Annotated in this window: 14 protein-coding genes and 1 riboswitch; of the genes, 1 reads left to right on the plus strand and 13 read right to left on the minus strand. The window is 51.5% G+C overall.

Annotated features, from left to right (window positions below):
• Positions 1 to 598: 598 nt before the first annotated feature.
• From NSU01_RS22925 to NSU01_RS22975, 11 genes are all read right to left on the minus strand, one after another.
• The gene (locus NSU01_RS22925) at positions 599 to 1,837 is read right to left on the minus strand and encodes a D-alanyl-D-alanine carboxypeptidase family protein (protein WP_076243360.1); all 1,239 of its coding nucleotides are present in this window, start codon (positions 1,835 to 1,837) and stop codon (positions 599 to 601) included.
• 176 nt (positions 1,838 to 2,013) lie between these two features.
• Positions 2,014 to 2,502 (minus strand): GerW family sporulation protein, encoded by a 489-nt coding sequence (gene ytfJ / locus NSU01_RS22930; RefSeq protein WP_039301696.1) that lies wholly within the window; start codon positions 2,500 to 2,502, stop codon positions 2,014 to 2,016.
• Between the two features lie 82 nt (positions 2,503 to 2,584).
• A complete protein-coding gene (locus NSU01_RS22935; protein WP_076243361.1) occupies positions 2,585 to 3,280 on the minus strand; it encodes a DUF2953 domain-containing protein in 696 nt (231 codons plus the stop codon).
• Positions 3,281 to 3,462: 182 nt separating this feature from the next.
• The gene (scpB, locus tag NSU01_RS22940) at positions 3,463 to 4,065 is read right to left on the minus strand and encodes an SMC-Scp complex subunit ScpB (protein WP_039301691.1); all 603 of its coding nucleotides are present in this window, start codon (positions 4,063 to 4,065) and stop codon (positions 3,463 to 3,465) included.
• A complete protein-coding gene (locus NSU01_RS22945) occupies positions 4,034 to 4,825 on the minus strand; it encodes a segregation/condensation protein A (protein ID WP_042138653.1) in 792 nt (263 codons plus the stop codon). Before NSU01_RS22945 ends, scpB begins: the two co-directional genes overlap by 32 nt.
• A 236-nt stretch (positions 4,826 to 5,061) precedes the next feature.
• A complete protein-coding gene (gene ribE / locus NSU01_RS22950; protein WP_036727378.1) occupies positions 5,062 to 5,529 on the minus strand; it encodes a 6,7-dimethyl-8-ribityllumazine synthase in 468 nt (155 codons plus the stop codon).
• Positions 5,530 to 5,571: 42 nt separating this feature from the next.
• Positions 5,572 to 6,825, minus strand: coding sequence for a bifunctional 3,4-dihydroxy-2-butanone-4-phosphate synthase/GTP cyclohydrolase II (locus NSU01_RS22955; RefSeq protein WP_042138654.1), 1,254 nt, complete (start codon positions 6,823 to 6,825; stop codon positions 5,572 to 5,574).
• A 60-nt stretch (positions 6,826 to 6,885) separates the two neighbouring features.
• The gene (ribE, locus tag NSU01_RS22960) at positions 6,886 to 7,554 is read right to left on the minus strand and encodes a riboflavin synthase (RefSeq protein ID WP_042138655.1); all 669 of its coding nucleotides are present in this window, start codon (positions 7,552 to 7,554) and stop codon (positions 6,886 to 6,888) included.
• A gap of 125 nt (positions 7,555 to 7,679) precedes the next feature.
• The gene (ribD, locus tag NSU01_RS22965; protein WP_076243362.1) at positions 7,680 to 8,780 is read right to left on the minus strand and encodes a bifunctional diaminohydroxyphosphoribosylaminopyrimidine deaminase/5-amino-6-(5-phosphoribosylamino)uracil reductase RibD; all 1,101 of its coding nucleotides are present in this window, start codon (positions 8,778 to 8,780) and stop codon (positions 7,680 to 7,682) included.
• Between the two features lie 223 nt (positions 8,781 to 9,003).
• Positions 9,004 to 9,176: riboswitch (FMN riboswitch) on the minus strand.
• A gap of 106 nt (positions 9,177 to 9,282) precedes the next feature.
• Entirely contained in the window at positions 9,283 to 9,684 is a 402-nt protein-coding gene (mscL, locus tag NSU01_RS22970; protein WP_179093478.1) for a large conductance mechanosensitive channel protein MscL, read from the minus strand.
• A gap of 178 nt (positions 9,685 to 9,862) precedes the next feature.
• Positions 9,863 to 13,363, minus strand: coding sequence for an LPXTG cell wall anchor domain-containing protein (locus NSU01_RS22975; protein ID WP_076243364.1), 3,501 nt, complete (start codon positions 13,361 to 13,363; stop codon positions 9,863 to 9,865).
• A gap of 275 nt (positions 13,364 to 13,638) precedes the next feature.
• On the opposite strand from NSU01_RS22975, the gene NSU01_RS22980 reads away from it, so the two are divergent.
• Positions 13,639 to 14,400 (plus strand): TIGR02206 family membrane protein, encoded by a 762-nt coding sequence (locus NSU01_RS22980; RefSeq protein WP_144026038.1) that lies wholly within the window; start codon positions 13,639 to 13,641, stop codon positions 14,398 to 14,400.
• A 471-nt stretch (positions 14,401 to 14,871) separates the two neighbouring features.
• Here NSU01_RS22980 and NSU01_RS22985 read toward each other — a convergent pair whose 3' ends face one another.
• Together NSU01_RS22985 and lysA are read right to left on the minus strand one after the other, a co-directional pair.
• Positions 14,872 to 15,303 (minus strand): peptidylprolyl isomerase, encoded by a 432-nt coding sequence (locus tag NSU01_RS22985; RefSeq protein ID WP_039301672.1) that lies wholly within the window; start codon positions 15,301 to 15,303, stop codon positions 14,872 to 14,874.
• A gap of 140 nt (positions 15,304 to 15,443) precedes the next feature.
• Positions 15,444 to 16,778: a diaminopimelate decarboxylase gene (lysA, locus tag NSU01_RS22990; protein WP_042138658.1), complete on the minus strand. Its 1,335-nt coding sequence runs from the start codon at positions 16,776 to 16,778 to the stop codon at positions 15,444 to 15,446.
• Positions 16,779 to 16,917 lie beyond the last annotated feature (139 nt).

Genomic DNA, 16,917 nt, shown 5'->3' on the forward strand with positions numbered 1-16,917 from the left:
GATGGAGTAGTGGGATTTATGTTACTTATTCTCCGGATTTCAGCTGCTTTATGGTTTTTAGATGGTTTTTTGCTGCTTAATTCCACCCATACCCTAGTGATCTTCCAATTTAAATGAAATTAAGTGTTGTTTATCCAACTGCTACGTCATCGAATATTCAGCTTTCCGCATTAACAGATGCCTTTTCTCCGCCTAATGCCCCTCACGGCATGAGCAAGATACGATAAGAAGGTCTGACTACGGAGCTTGTTGAATGCTAAGTGAGCGCTACTTGAGTACTAGTTGACTGCAAGTTGAATGCTTGTTGAGTGCTAGTTGAGCATTGGTTTAGCGTCAGCTTTCAAGTAGTGAAACTTATTGGTAAAATCGCTTGCGGAGGGTTTGCAGTGACCATACTACGGTATATGCTGGAGGCTTAATTGCACTTTATACAACTAAAACGTCTGATTCTCAACCTATTATCCGTTTAGTTGTATTTCGTGCAATTAAACTGCCAGTTGTAGATGATTTCCAGCGATTAGGGCATATTTAGTTGTACAGAATACAGTTAAAAGTTGTAAGCCTACCTTTTCGCTGTTTTTAATTGCACATTGTACAACTATCTGTGCTCTTCGCCACTCTTGAACAAAGCACGCAGCGCGCTGCCGAATGCCTGCAGCCAGTTGTCCGCCGGATAAGCCGTACCTCCCGCAGGACTGTATTTCTTCTCATAGGGTGATGTTTCCGGCGGCAGCTGGCTTGGCGTATACACCGGAACCCGGCCGATTTCCTTGCCGCCCAGCTGCATTATAATTACACCCTTCAGCCCGAAGCTGCTGGTGTTGGTGCTGGTCTTAGTGCCGGCACTGGCACGCGCCTCTGTTCCTGCGGCACTCTTTTCTTCGCTTAATACCAGCTTGGTAACAAGCCTTGCCTCTTCCCCTTGTCCGAGCGGATAGGCGAAATCCTTGCCGGTCACCAGGGGGTAGCCGCTGACGCTTTCTCCGCGTTCCACTAATGTTTTGAGCGGATAGTGGTTGAAGCCGAAATCCAGCAGCGCCGAATGGTCATTCCAGTCATTGCCGTCATTCAGCGTAACAGCGACAAGCTGCTGGCCGTTTCGGGTAGCGGAGCTGACCAGGCAGCGGAGCGCTTTTTTGGTATAACCCGTCTTCACACCGTCCGCCCCTTCGTAGAGGCGCAGCATTTTATTTTTATTGCTCCACTTGTAATCCCATTTCTCATACGGATTGTCCGCCGTCTTCTCTTTGGTAGCTACAATCTCCTTGAACACAGGGTTATGCATCGCGTAAGCAGTCAATACAGCCAGATCATTTGCGCTGGAGTAGTGTCCTTCGGCATCGAGCCCGTGCGGATTGGCAAAATGCGTATGGGTTAAGTTAAGCGCCTCCGCCTTGGCATTCATCAGATAGACGAAGCCCTGCTCGGAGCCTCCGACATGCTCGGCAATCGCGGTGGCCGCATCATTACCCGAACGCAGCATTAATCCGTACAGCATATCCTCCAGCGTCATTTCTTCGCCCTGCTTCAGATACAGCGAAGAACCTTCCTTGGCAAAAGCATTTTTGCCGACCTTGACCTTTGAGGTCAAGTCACCGTTCTCTATCGCTACAAGTGCTGTCATTATTTTGGTCAAGCTGGCAATCAGCATCGGCTCATCCCCGCGGCTGCTATATAGAAGTCTTCCCGACTCCACATCAATCAGCGCCGCCGCTCTGGCATGAGTGGATATGGAACTATTCTCAGCACGGATAGAAGACAGCGGCACCAGTGCAAGCAGCAGTAAACACAATATTAAGGAAATCAACGATTTTCGGGTTAATGTCTTCATGTTCATCCTCCGGCTTCTTATCAGGTCTAGGGCAGCGGTTCTTCCGTCTTGCCTGGTTGTACAAGTGTATGCGGTACGGGGGACTGGTATGTCCCATCCGCTTCTGTCCGTCAAAAAAGGGATATCACCTTTGAAAGGCGATACCCCTGCTTATTCTTATCCTGCCGCCTTCTGCCGGTGTGTTAGTGTGCTGATGAATGCGTATCCGGCTCGGTCTTCACTACGGTTTTGGTCACCGTGGTACCCGCTGCGTCTGCCCCCAACGGCATGCCGTTCGGCTGGAACATATTCTGGATTTTATCGATCAGGTTAGGTGTTGCATCAATAATTTTCTCGAACAGATGGGTTTGATTGTCAAGCGGCACAATATGTACCCCATCCCTGCCCACTACCAGAAAAGCGATTGGCCGTATGGATACACCGCCCCCGCTACCGCCCCCGAAGGGAAGCATTTTGACTCCGGTTCCACTGCCGTTTACACCCGGAGCATCGTCTTCCACCCGGAAGTCACTGCCGCCTGCGGCAAAACCGAACGCGACTTTACTGATCGGCAGAATGATACTGCCATCTGGTGTTTCTACTGGATCTCCGACAATGGTATTTACATCCACCATGCCTTTGATATTTTCCATAGCCGTCTGCATGAGACCTTGAATAGGATGATCTGACATTGTTTTTCTCCTCCTCGTGTGTATATAAGTGTACCTGCAGTCTTATCTTGCCCACTATGGAAGGGAGTATGTAGTCTTTTTATCACTGGCCCCGGCTAAGCAGTTTCTTCCATCTCCCGAGGCCGCCTTCCACCTTCGAAACACGCCGCAATAATAACAGTCCCGCATAAAAAGCATAGCCTGCAGAAAGCTTGCCTGTGCAGACCGCTTCCGTTGAGAAACAAGGCTCGTCGCTGAACACCGGGGCAACGAACATCCGCGGATTCCGCTGCAGTCTGACGAAATGTGACACCCAGCCGATCATGGTCCACTTCATTCCCCATAAAGCGCCAGCCGCGGTTGCCGTATCTGCCGCATCGCCCAGCGAGAAATCCGTGGACCAGTCCAGCTTGGTAATCCGGACATGCGATAATGTGCCAACCAGCCATTTTTTGAGACCGCGGGTTGCCTTGAGTGCAGTACGGATGTTCTTTAACCATTCCGTCACGGATTCCCGGTCGATTTTTTCTTCTTTGTCGCTGTCCATTTTCACCGGGGCGATTCCGCTTTTTTCGAGCTTAACCTTAATGCCTTGTTCAAGGCTGTCAAAAACCAGCGCAGGCAGCTCATAATGGAATTTGACCAGCCCGTATACAGCTTTGATATCAAATTCAATACGGTCATCCTTTCCCAGCCTGCATAGACGGAAATGAAAATGAATCGATGAAGCCAGAACCAGCAGGCACAGCAGAATAACCAGCAGCAGCAGGGATAAGGGTATTACAAGCCATAACGTCACAATCGTAACCTCCAAGCAGCCTCAGGTAATGTGAATAGTGGAGCCTCTGGTTTAGTATGGCAAATCCCGCTGGATAAAATTCGGCATTTCAGCAAACATCTCCAAAAGATTCTGCGCCAAAAAAAATGCCGCTGTCCCGGCGGGGACAACGGCATTGCTGGAACAGCGCGTATCCGCTGCGTTTATTCTGTCTCTACCTCTTCAAAGGTCATCTGGCTGTCCAGCTTGCTGAACAGCAGCTGCGTCTCTTCTTCCAGGCCCTCTGAGGTGTCGAAGCTCGACGGCTCCGGAAGCTCCTTCAGGCTGGCCAGGCCAAAGCTGTCCAGGAAGGACTTGGTCGTTCCGTACAGGATCGGACGGCCGACTGCCTCTGCCCGGCCCACCTCATGAATCAGATCCTTATTCCCCAGCGTATGAATGGCCCGTTCCGACTTCACCCCGCGGATTTCTTCGATCTCCACTCTTGTAATAGGCTGGCGGTAAGCCACAATAGCAAGTGTCTCCAGCGCTGCCTGGGACAGGGATGATCTGGAAGGGGAATACGCCAGACGCTCGAAATATTGCGCATGCTCCGGCAGTGTCGCCAGACGGTAATTCCCGGCGATCTGCACTACCTGCAGGCCCCGGCCCTGCGAGCTGTAATCGTCTTTCAAATCCTCCAGCGCCCGTGTAGCCAGATCGGGCCGCTGTTCGGTAATCTCGGCAATCTGGCGCACGGATAAACCTTCATCCCCTGAGAGAAACAGCAGGCCTTCAATAATTGATTTCAGCGTGTTGTAGTCCACTGACTTCCTCTCCTCCTCTCCACTCCATCACAATATCGTCAAATAATTTCTCCTGGTAGCAGAAAATCGCCTTCATCTTCATCAGCTCCAGAATGGCCAGGAAGGTCACTACAATCTCATGCCGGGCCATCTCATCATGCAAAAGCGACGAAAAGCGCAGTCTGCCGCCCATCCCCTTACGCTGCAGTGCTTCCGATACATCACGAATCCGGTCTTTCACCGAAATCTCATCACGGGTAATCCGCTGATAAGAGGATCTCCGGGCCGCCTTGCTCAGCGCCTTACGGAACGCAGCAATCAAATCAGCGGTGTGCAGTCCCTTTAGCGTATTATCGGTCTGCGTAGGAACAAAGGGGCCCAGATCCTCGGGCTCCTTCGTGAAAATCAGGCTGCGCTCGCTCTCCATATCCAGCAGCTGCACAGCAATGCTCTTGAATTTGCGGTATTCAATCAGCCGCTGTACCAGCTCAGCCCGCGGATCATAACCGTCGTCCTCGTAATAATCGAAATCCTCGATTTCGATCACCGGCGGCTTCGGCAGCAGCAGCTTGCTCTTGATCGACAGGAGGGTAGCAGCCATAACCAGAAATTCGCTGGTGATATCCAGCTCAAGCTCCTGCATCCCCTGCAGGTATTCCATGTACTGCTCGGTGATCTCGCTGACCGGAATGTCCTGGATGTCGATTTCCGCTTTGTCAATCAAATGCAAGAGCAGATCGAGCGGACCTTCGAACGTCTCCAGCTTGTACAATACAGTCACGCGGTTTCCTCCAGCCCAAAAAAAGTAAAGTGCAGCGCCGCACGGACGCTACACAAGTAGAAAGATCCTTGAGACTGCGGCGAAATAAAGTACCGCTAATTTGATGACAAAACTCCCAAACCCATGGAGACTTGTCATCAAAAGCGGATACTAATTTCCTCGCAGCTCCTTATGTTCATGCTTTCTTCTCATACATATAAATAAGCACGACTTACGCTGATTCGTCAAGAGGGGTGTTATTTAAACAGCTTATTCAGGTTCGCCATTTCGATGGCAGCAGTTGCCGCATCCCAGCCTTTATTGCCCGCTTTGGTTCCGGAACGCTCAATGGCCTGTTCGATATTCTCGGTCGTCACCACGCCGAAGATCGTCGGAACACCTGTCTTGAGATTAATGGCCGCAACGCCCTTGGCAACTTCATTGCACACATAATCATAGTGTGTTGTAGATCCGCGAATAACAGTACCTAGAGTGATTACTGCATCATACTTGCCGCTTTCGGCCATTTTTTGCGCGATCAGAGGAATTTCGAATACTCCCGGTACCCAGGCAACATCCACTTCATCGTCAGCTACGCCATGGCGTTTGAAGGCATCGAGCGCTCCGGAGAGCAGCTTGCTTGTAATAAATTCGTTGAAACGTCCTACGACAACCCCGTATTTCAATCCTTCAGATACTAAATGTCCTTCAAAATAATTCGGCATTATGCTCATCAACCCTTCAAGTATAAGTTAGTGATTCTATAATTAAATTTTGGAATCCTCGTTTTGTTCGATCTTGTCAAAAGTCAGCAGATGGCCAAGCTTGGCCTGCTTCGTATGAAGATACTTAGTGTTGTCCTTGTTCTCCGGCATCTGGATCGCCACGCGCTCCACCACTTCAAGGCCGTAGCCTTCAAGCCCTTTGATCTTGCGCGGATTGTTGGTCAGCAGTCTGATCTGGCGGATGCCCAGATCCTTGAGAATCTGTGCACCGATGCCGTAATCACGCAGATCTGCCGCGAAGCCCAGCTTCAGGTTGGCATCTACCGTATCCAATCCTTCTTCCTGCAGCTTGTAAGCACGCAGCTTATTGATCAGGCCAATCCCCCGGCCTTCCTGGCGCATATAGAGCAGCACCCCTCGGCCTGCTTCTTCAATCTGGCGCAGCGCCGCTTCAAACTGCGGGCCGCAGTCGCAGCGGTGGGAATGGAATACATCGCCGGTCAGGCACTCGGAATGCACACGCACCAGCACCGGCTCGTCACCGGAGATATCACCTTTTACCAGAGCAACATGCTCTTTATCATCCACTTCATTCGTGTAGGCAATCGTCTGGAAATCACCGAAATCAGTCGGCAGATTCACCGCAACCTCGCGCGTAACCAGATGCTCCTTCTCATTACGGTAGTGAATGAGGTCCTTGATGCTGATCAGCTTGAGATCATGTTTCTTCGCGATCTCAATCAGGTCAGGCAGGCGGGCCATCGTGCCGTCAACCTTCACCACTTCGCAGATGACGCTCGCCGGATAGGCGCCGCACATGCGGGCCAGATCTACAGCAGCTTCCGTATGGCCTGAACGCCGCAATACCCCGCCCTTCTTCGCGATCAGCGGGAACATGTGGCCCGGTCTGCGGAAGTCAGAAGGCTTCGCATTCGGGTCCAGCATCGCCTTGATGGTCATGGATCTTTCCCCGGCGGAAATACCGGTAGTGGTATCCTTGTGGTCAATCGATACGGTAAAAGCGGTGCCGTGGTTATCGGTATTCTGGGCCACCATCGGCTGCAGATCCAGTTCCTCTGCACGTTCCGCGGTAATCGGCACGCAGACCAGTCCGCGTCCCTCGGTAATCATGAAGTTAATAACTTCAGGGGTTGCCCGTTCGGCAAGGGCGATGAAGTCTCCTTCATTCTCGCGGTCCTCATCATCGACAACGATGATCACCTTCCCGCGCATCAAATCATAAATCGCATCCTCAATCGGGTCCAGGACGCTGTCCTTCTTGTCTTGCTGGCTCATGTTACTGTCCTCCTGATGGCTGTACGCTGCCTTACCGGCTGCCGTATGCCTAATCTTTAATTATACAAACCCGTTGGCCGCCAGAAAATCGTGGCTGATCTTCGAGCTCTTCTTATCTTCTTCATCGCCGGAACGTGAGCCATAATGCAGCAGATGATCCACATACTTGCCCAGCACATCACATTCGATATTGATACTGTCACCCGGCCGTTTATGGGCCAGCACCGTTTCTCCAAGGGTGTGGGGAATGATAGAGACAGTGAACGTGGACGACTCTGTATCCACTACGGTGAGGCTGATGCCGTCAATCGTAATGGAGCCTTTGGGGATGATGTACTTAAACAGCGATTTACGGTCCGGCGCAATTTCGAACACGACCGCATTCTGATCACGCTTCACGCTGCGGATCTCGCCGGTTCCATCCACATGACCCTGGACAATATGCCCGCCGAACCGTCCGCCCGCTGCCATCGCGCGCTCCAGGTTCATTTTGCCCCCGGGCCGTAAGTTTCTGAGATTGCTGTTGCGGTAGGTCTGAGGCATCACATCAACCGTGAAATAATGGTCGCCTATGGATGTGGCTGTAAGGCAGACCCCATTGACGGAGACGCTGTCGCCAATCTTCAGATCCCCCATAATGAGGGAGGCGCCGATATTCAGCACCATCATCTCCCCTCCGCTGGTGACGCTGCGGAGGATACCCACCTCTTCAATCAGGCCGGTGAACATACTATCCCTCCTTCATAACTATATAAGACGCACTTAAGATTTGAGCTTGAAGCATACTCGTCACGGCGGTGAGCATTTGGACTTCCGCCGCTGCCCGCCACCCGATTTCTTGATCTTATCCGTTGTTAGCGCGCCGGGGTACCGCTGATACAGACATTATCCCCGAGCACTTCCACTTCCAATCCTTCGAGCGTAATGGCATCCCGCATCAGTTCCACACCCGGAAAGTCGAAGGTACCTGCAGCAGCGGCGCCGCCTCCGACAATCTTCGGAGCGAAGAAGAGAACCACGCGGTCAACCAGTCCCTGCTCCAGCATCGCACCGTTCAGCGTACCGCCGCCTTCGAGCAGGATCGAACCGATCTCCATTCCGCCCAATGCTGTCATCGCGGCCTGCAGATCGACACGCGGTCCGCTGCCTGCGGCAACAACCTGAACACCCGCAGCGAGTAGTGCTGCCTTCCGCGCCGGATCACCCGCTTCAGTGGTAACGACCACCGTAGGTGCCAGTCCGTCAATGACAACGGCGCTCTCCAGAGGCAGCCTCAGTGTAGAGTCGATGATAATCCTGATTGGATTGAGCCCGGGCACATTCAGCCTGGTCGTCAGCGAAGGGTTATCGGCAATCACCGTATTCACCCCGACCATGATTCCCTGATGGCGGTGGCGCAGGGTATGTACTAGCTCCCGGGATTCATCATTCGATATCCATTTGCTGTCCCCTGTGCGGGTGGCAATTTTGCCGTCCAAGGTGCTGGCGCTCTTCAGTGTAATGAAAGGCTGCTTCGTCAGAATGTACTTGATAAACTTCTCATTCAGCCGGATAGCGCGGCTCCGAAGCAGGCCTACCTCAACCTCTATGCCCTGCCCGCGCAGCATTTCAATCCCGCGGCCTGCAACCTGCGGATTAGGATCTTCACAGGCAACGACAACCCTTGCAACCCCTTCATCGATCAGGCGCTGGCTGCAGGGAGGCGTGATGCCATAATGGCTGCAGGGCTCGAGCGTAACATACGCTGTGCTTCCCTGTGCCTTGCCAGCAGCCATATTGAGCGCATGAACCTCAGCATGCCCGGTACCGCGCTGCAGATGGGTGCCGATCCCGATCATGGCACCATCCTTCACAACAACACATCCGACCACGGGATTGATTCCGGTCTGTCCTTGAGCCCTTTCCGCCATGTCCAGCGCAAGAGACATATAGAACTCATCATTCATCTTATCCATGTGACTTCCCTCCAATCAGCCGGCTATATTCATAATGTGCACAGTTTAAACAGAAAAACCCGTCTCAATCTCCAGGAGGAGTTCAAGACGGGATATACGAGAGGTATCAGCAGCTCAAAAAATAGGTGCGTAAATAAACGCCGGATTTATGGCATTGTGAAAATTCGCACGTAATGTTCGAAAATACTGCAGCACGGCCGCCTATATAAGCACAGCACGTCAATCTCTCCTTCTTCCATCCAGACTATACTGTCGGTCCCGGAATTGCACCAGGTCCACCGTCCGTACCATCAGCATACGGATCGGGTAGCGGACTGAGCAGCAGAACTGGCCAGAAACAGCCAATCTAACAGCATCACCGCCGGTAGGGAATTACACCCTGCCCTGAAGGATTGATATATTCAGTTGAATAATAAGTTTTGCCTACAACAAAATTATCACTTACGTGCGGGAAATGCAAGTGTGTTTCGGAAATTTACTTTATTTATGTAACTTAGTTCCCTTAATTCCCTGACTCCCGCTGCTTGTCCGCTCTAAGCAAATCACGAATTTCGATCAGCAGCGCAACCTCCGGTGCCGGAGCAGGGGGCTCGACAACTTCGACTTTAACAGTTTCCTTGCGTCTGAATCTGCTGGTCAGCTTCACTACCAGAAAGATAGAGAATGAAATAATGAAGAAGTCCAGTACGGACTGTAAGAACAGGCCGTACTTCACGGCGGCTTCTCCGCTGCCCAGATGAAGCTCCTTCAGATTGGTATCTCCACTTATTAAGCCGATAAGCGGCATAATGATGTCACTAACCAAAGAAGTAACAATTTTGCCGAAAGCCGCCCCGATTACAACCGCCACTGCCAGATCAAGCACATTCCCCTTCATGGCGAAGCTTTTGAATTCCTTCCACATGGACATTGCTGCATCCCTCCGAAACTTTGAATTTTAGTAATTATAGCATTTCCGCCGCAGATGACCAATCTATTCTAAGCCTTTCTTAAGTCACGGCAAAAAGAGCAGGCAGCTATTTTCTGCCGCCTGCTCTTGGTGAAGGCTGATCCTATGATCAGCTGTCCTGTTTAACTACCGTTTATCCCTGATTCCGGTTCCGTCTGAACACCCGGTGTAATACGAACCCGATCAGGATCAAACCGAGTCCTGCCATATAGATCGGCAGCGGGCTGTTCTCTCCAGTCTGCGGCAGTGTTCCGCCGGAGTCTGTTGCCGTGACCGTCCCTTGCGGGATGTCTTCATCTTCAATATCAACACCGCCGAGCGGAATGTCCTCATCAACCGGCACTTCCGGTGCCGGCGTGACTGGTGCAGGTGTAACCACGGCTACCGGCGCAGATGGCTGCGCTGTTGCGGGTAAGCCTGGACCTGCCGGGATTTCCAGATCATCGATAATGATCCCCGGAACCACCGTGCCCGCCGGTGTTGGTACCGGCGTAATATCAGGTGTGACTGGCGGTGCTGTAGGATTAGGCGTCGCCTCCGGTCCATTCGTTGCCGTTGGAGCAGCCGTTGGCCCAGCTGTCTCTACAGGCGGTACCGTTGGAAGCGGTGTGGCTGTCGGTGCTTCTGTCGGCGCAATGGTGGCCGTCGGTATTGGCGTTGGCGTGGCTGTCGGCTGCTCCGCAGGAGTATTCGCTACGGTCAGATTCACTGCTGCGGATGAACCGATGGTGACCGCATGCTCACTTGTATCTAACACATAACCTGCCGGTGCTGCAGTTTCAATCAGGACATAGCTGCCCAGCCAGATATTGTTGAATACTGCATTGCCCGCTGCATCCGTAGTCCGGGTATTCACAAGCACACGATCGCTGCCATTCAGGCGGTACAATTCAAAGGTGGCACCGGCAAGTGCTTTGGTGCTGTCACCTGCATCAATTTTGTGGACATTCAGCGTTCCTCTGACCCCGCTGCCTGTTCCCGAGCCGCTGGATACGCCGACTATGATCTCTTTACTGGTATCCTTGTTGACCAGTACGACATTATTACCGCTGAAGTTAACGGTATTGACCAGCTTATCCCCCGTATTCGCTACGATCAGTGATTGATATTCAAGCACATATGCGGAATGGATATCCTGGAGGAAGCTAAGCACGAAGGTCTGCTTACCCTCTGCATCAGCACTGATATTCAAGGTGTAGTCCGTATCCTTTACAAGCTCAGGTCCGCTCTTCGTTACATCACCATTCACGGCTGTAACTGTCCGGTACAGATGGAACGTGTCCGGCAGCAGAATCTGATTGGTACTTGGCACATCTGTAATAACGGCATCCTTCACATGGGACTGTGTCCGGTTAATAGCGATCGTCCACTGCAGCTTATCACCGTTCTGAACGCCGTCTTTGAATACATATTCGTCGCCATGCGGAATATCTACCGAGGCCTTCAGAGCTTTTGAGACCTTCTTGGTGCCATCCAGCAGATTAGCTGTGTTAGCAACTGTGGTACCAATCAACTGCCCTGCAAGGCTTGTTTTGAATACAACATAGTAAGGCGAATTGATCGCATTGTCAAAATCCACCTGAAGCTCATTCCCGCTTCCGACAGTGTAGCTATAGGAGCTGGCGGCAAGTTCGGTGCCGAAGCTGTGAGCCCCTCCAGGAGCAATATTCATCCGGTACACTTTCAGTGAACCCGGCACCAGTGACTGTCCCGCGTTCAGTATGTCTGTTACCCGGGGATCAGCAATAGCCTTACTGTTGTAATTGACGCCCACTGTCCAGGTAATCTCTTTGGCAGACGCATCATATGCCCCGGATTTGAAGCCGTTGTTCTTCACCTCAGGACCCGGAATGAACTGCCCTCTGGCTTCTGTCCATTGGGCGTTATTCGCGCTGTCCTTCCAGTCAATCCGCGCTACGTTAATGAAATTATCTGTAGTACCTGTAAGCCAGTCATTACTGAATTCAGTCTGATAACTAATTGTGTATGTGCCGCTGATCGGTGAATTGAATTTCACCTTGAAGCCTTCGTTAGGCTGTGCCGGTGAACCGGCAATCAGTGTATACGCTGAAGCATTAAGCACGGTGCCGGCTTCATTGCGTACGACCAGTGAACCCGCGATAAACTTCTGGCCGCCGTACGGGAAACTATCCGTAACCACTACCTGGCTCATCGGATAATTATCGCCGTTCAGCGTAATCTTCCAATCCGTTACATGGGTGGCGTAGTTGACTCCTGACAAATTCTTATAAATGATGGCCGGCCGGATAAGCTGTGTAGCCTTATCGCTATAAGTACTGTCTGAGACAGTGTTGGTAATAGTGGTATCGCTGAATACGCGGTCTACTGCTGTGGTCTTATATTCGATCAGATATGCAGAGGTCACAGCATCTGCAAACTCCAGTTTGAATCCGGCGTTTGTGCCTTCAACAACCGGCGTTACTGTATAGTCTGCACCTGCGGTTAGAGCCGTCCCTTTCGTAGCTCCTCCTGCAGAATCCAGCGTCACCGGATAAATCCGCAGCGAGTCTGCAACCAGCTGCTGGGAATGATTGAATACATCTGTCAACACCGCATTCTCTGCAGAGATCGTGCGTTTATTGTAGTTGTATTCAATAGCCCAGCTGATAGTCTGCTTCCCCCACTCATAGCTGGCTGCCTTCTTCTTGATGCTTCCTCCGCGTTCAATAACGACTGTAGCCGAGCTGCTTACCGGATCACGTCCATCACCCGTGAAGGTAGCGGTATTCGTGAAGCTGGTCAGACTGTCGCTGACTACCTGTGTTGTATAGGCAATGCGGTACGCACCTGTGATTACAGGGTCTGTGAAGCGGAGAACAAGTTCACCGCCGGAAACGTCAGCGGTATATTGGCTGCTGTCTACAAGCTGGCCTTGAGTCACTGTACCGTCAAGCAGAACATTCAGCTGGTACACTGCAAGGGTTACCGTGCTGTCCAGCGACAATCCCGCAGGAACAGGGTCTGTCACCACCGCATTGCTGACCGGTTCCAGCTTCTTATTGACATCCACCGTCCAGAAGATATGATCAGCATTGAAGCCGCTGGACATACCTTTTTTCTCAATCGTCGAACCCACAGATGGCTTAAATGCCACGCTAATGGTCTGTACCCCGCCGTTTACGGGGAATAGAATCTGCTGAACCGTACTGCCGCTTATCACCTGTTTATCGAATTTGGTATTAATCCGCAGGGTTCCTTGTACGTTGTCATGACTCTCAATGTAGTCGTTGAAGGTCATGACTATCTGATGTGTCGACTGGCTCACTGTGAACGTCCCGACATCTCCATCGTCGGACACAAGACCGCCCTGGATATCATTGAACAGCTCGAATTGCTCAGGAAGCTGGAAGGTGAAGCTATCTCCCTGAGTATATCCGTGCCCGTTGGGAAGCGACCAGGTATAATCCAGCGTAACAGTAGAGTCCACATCATATACACTACCTGTTACGGTCTGTCCGTCCGGCCCATACACAGCCATTGATACACTGGTAATAATATCTCTGTCCTGCTCGATTCCCTCCGCTTTAACCTGCTGGGTGAACCCCAGTCCGTAGGCATACTGCACAAACAGCATGATTATTACAATTGCCAGACTTGTTCTTTTTTTCACCATTTCCCAGAAGCCCCCGTTCTTAAGTTTGATATGAAACGAGCATGCAGAAAAGATGGCTGCCGAACGCACCGGTAAAAACACTCCGCCTGATGGGTCGTTATGTATACGGGCATATGCGTCCATCTTATGTAAATAAACCGATACTCCTGCCTTTTCTGTCTAGCCCGAACGATATATACTTATATCACCTAAGAGTAGATCTTTAGAATCAGTTATATTCAAATTATGAACTTTTATTTTCTTTTATTTATTTCTGGATTCAAGGAGAGAGCACAGTGAACCTTAATCTTTTTTGGGACCGCCATCGTAATCATGATTTCTCAATGTTCTCAACCCCGCATCTCATTGCCCTGTCTATCGTCGCCCTATGCTGTCTGCTGCTCTACGGATCACGTTTCGCCCTGCGTACACATTCCGGTCTGAGGCGCAGTGTCCGCCTTCTGCTGGCACTGCTGCTGATCGCCTGCGAGGGCGGGCTGCATGTCTGGTATGTCTCCCAGGATACCTGGAGCCGCAGTTCCTCCCTGCCGCTTGAACTATGCGGTATTACCCTGCTCTTGTCGGTGATCATGCTTCTTACACGCAGCAGGCTGCTGTATTCTTTTCTCTATTTTGCCGGGATCGGCGGTGCATTCATCGCCCTGCTTACGCCTAATCTGGTCTACCCGTTTCCGCATTTCCGCTTCCTGCTGTTCTTCATTGCCCACGGGTCGATTATTCTGGCATCCCTGTACATGACCTGGATTGAAGGCTACAAGCCTGCCTGGCGCTCACTGTTCTTCACCATGCTCTGCCTGAATGTTATCGCCGCATGTGTCTATGCCGCCGATATGCTGCTGGATTCCAACTATATGTTTCTGGCTCACAAGCCCAGCACGTTCTCCGTACTTGATTATTTCGGCCCTTATCCGTATTATCTGCTCGTCGAAGAGGCCTTTGCCTTTGTCATCTTCCTATTGATGTTCCTGATATTCTTCAAGCTGCCGGAGCTGTATGCCTCCCGGCGCGGCCGCAGAGGCTGGACCAGTATGAGGTAAAGGCTAATATGGGCAAAAAAAGAGGCTGTCCCAAAAGCCATGATATGGCTGCTTGGGACAGCTCTTTATTTTGGAGTAGGATTAACGTGAGCACTTGGGTGGACGCTCCGCGAACGGAACGTTGTTCCAATCGCTGTGCTCTCCAGATTTTTCCATTCCCTTTAACGGTGAAAATCCGGAGACCAAGGCGACCGCTGTCGCTTTTCCACAATCGTTCCGTCCTCTCCGCTGTTTAAGCGGGAATTGTATCAATCTTTTAAAAAATAAAAAGAAACCTCTCTTTGACAAAATGGAAGTGCGACCATCCATTGTTAACCAAGGTGGGTTTCTTTTGCACATTCAATAGACCATGATGGACCCGGTCTGCGTACTTTCCAGGGTCTCTACAACATATAACTCTTTCATAAAAAAGGGGCTGCCCATGCAGAAGAAATTCTTCCTGTGAGACAGCCCCTTTTGACGATGCTTGTATTATACTTCTACTACTTCAACGGTAGCCATTTTGTCGCGGCCTTTGAAAGCATCGACTTGGTCCATACCTTCAACCACTTTACCGAATACAGTGTGTACTCCGTCAAGGTGAGGCTGTGGAGCATAAGCGATGTAGAACTGGCTTCCGCCTGTGTTCTTACCCGCATGGGCCATAGCCAGGGAGCCGCGCTCATGCTTGTTCGGGTTAATTTCGCAGTTGATGGTATAACCAGGGCCGCCGGAGCCTGTTCCGTTAGGACAGCCACCTTGAGCTACGAAACCTGGAATTACACGGTGGAACAACAGTCCGTTGTAGAATCCGTCTTTAGCCAGTTTCTCAAAGTTTGCTACAGTATTAGGCGCATCCTGTTCGAATAAGTCGATCAGCACGACACCGCCGTTTTCGAGTGTAATTTTCGCTTGCTTAGCCATATGTAAATGACCCCTTTCGAAATGACAAATATAGAACACTTTTATTAGTTTACTATGAAACGGGGCACAAAGCAAAGCAAGCGGGAACGATCCCCGCCTGCCCTGTTGGACTGCCCCGCTGCCTGCACAGCGGTTAAGGTTTATTTCGTAACGGTCTGTTTGGCAATACGTGCCGGCACAATATCATTGGCGACGATATCCTGATGCGATTCACGGCGGACCACCAGATCGCTCTGGCCGTTCTGTACGAAGACTACCGCCGGACGGCGGATACGGTTATAGTTGCTGGCCATGGAGTAATTGTAGGCTCCTGTGCAGGCAACAGCGAGCAGATCACCGCTCTCTACCTTCGGAAGCTCTACATCCCAGATCAGCATATCCCCGCTCTCGCAGCATTTGCCGGCGATGGATACGGTCTCCTCGTTAGGCTCAGTCGCGCGGCTTGCGAGCACGGCTTCGTACTTGGATTCATACAGCGCCGGACGCGGATTGTCCGTCATTCCGCCGTCAACGGCAACATATTTGCGCACACCCGGAATTTCTTTGCTTGTTCCTACGGTGTACAAGGTCGTACCGGCATCGCCTACGATACTGCGGCCCGGCTCAACCCAGATCTGCGGCAGCCCATCGCCGATACCGGCGAAATGCGTCTTCACTGCATCCGTAATGGCTGCAACATACTCGGAAACCTGCAGCGGAGTATCTCCATCCACATAACGGATACCGAATCCGCCGCCAAGATTGACGACCGGGAAGCTGATGGCCAGCTCTTCCTTCACTTTGCGGGTGAACTCGGCGATCCGCTCAACTGCAAGCTGGAAGCCCTCTGTCTCAAAAATCTGCGAGCCGATATGGGAATGAACGCCAAGCAGGTTCAGATTGGCTTTGCCGTCTGCCTGTCTTACCGCTTCCTGCGCGGAGCCGTTGCCGATATCGAACCCGAATTTGGAATCCGTCTGTCCGGTCGATGCGTAGGCATGGTGGGCATGCGCTTCTACGCCCGGAGTAACCCGGAGCAGAATATTAACCGTTACTTCCTTGCGGGCAGCAATCGCCTGCAGCAGGCTGAGTTCAACCAGGTTATCGACTACAAAGCAGCCGATGCCTGCATCGATCGCCATTTCAATCTCATCCGGAGTCTTGTTATTACCGTGGAAGTGAATGCGTTCTGCCGGGAAGCCGGCTTGCAGCGCAGTATACAGCTCACCATCGGAAACAACATCCAGCGACAGTCCTTCCTCATCCGCCAACCGGCACATGGCCATTGTTGAGAAAGCCTTGCTGGCGTAGGCAACCTGGAAACCGAGTCCGGAAGCTGTAAAAGCGTCCATGTACTCGCGGCAGCGGCGCCGGACCAATTGCTCGTCCACTATATATAGCGGGGTACCATACTCCGCTTTCAATTCTGTCACATCACATCCGCCGATTTCCAAATGCCCTGCATCGTTAATTCGGCTCGTCCCGTGTAAAAACATTGCGCAGTCCTCCAATTTCTGTGGAATATCTGTTCCACCCTGTCTAGTATATGTTACAGAACCCCGCAGCGTTACACAAAGTATGGCCTCAGGAGAGGAATTCCACTTTCTTGCGGGGCTGTTTAGTGTATTCAGTATA

Origin of the sequence: Paenibacillus sp. FSL H8-0259 (genome assembly GCF_037963255.1) — a bacterium.
Classification (GTDB): Bacteria; Bacillota; Bacilli; order Paenibacillales; family Paenibacillaceae; genus Paenibacillus_AQ; species Paenibacillus_AQ phytohabitans.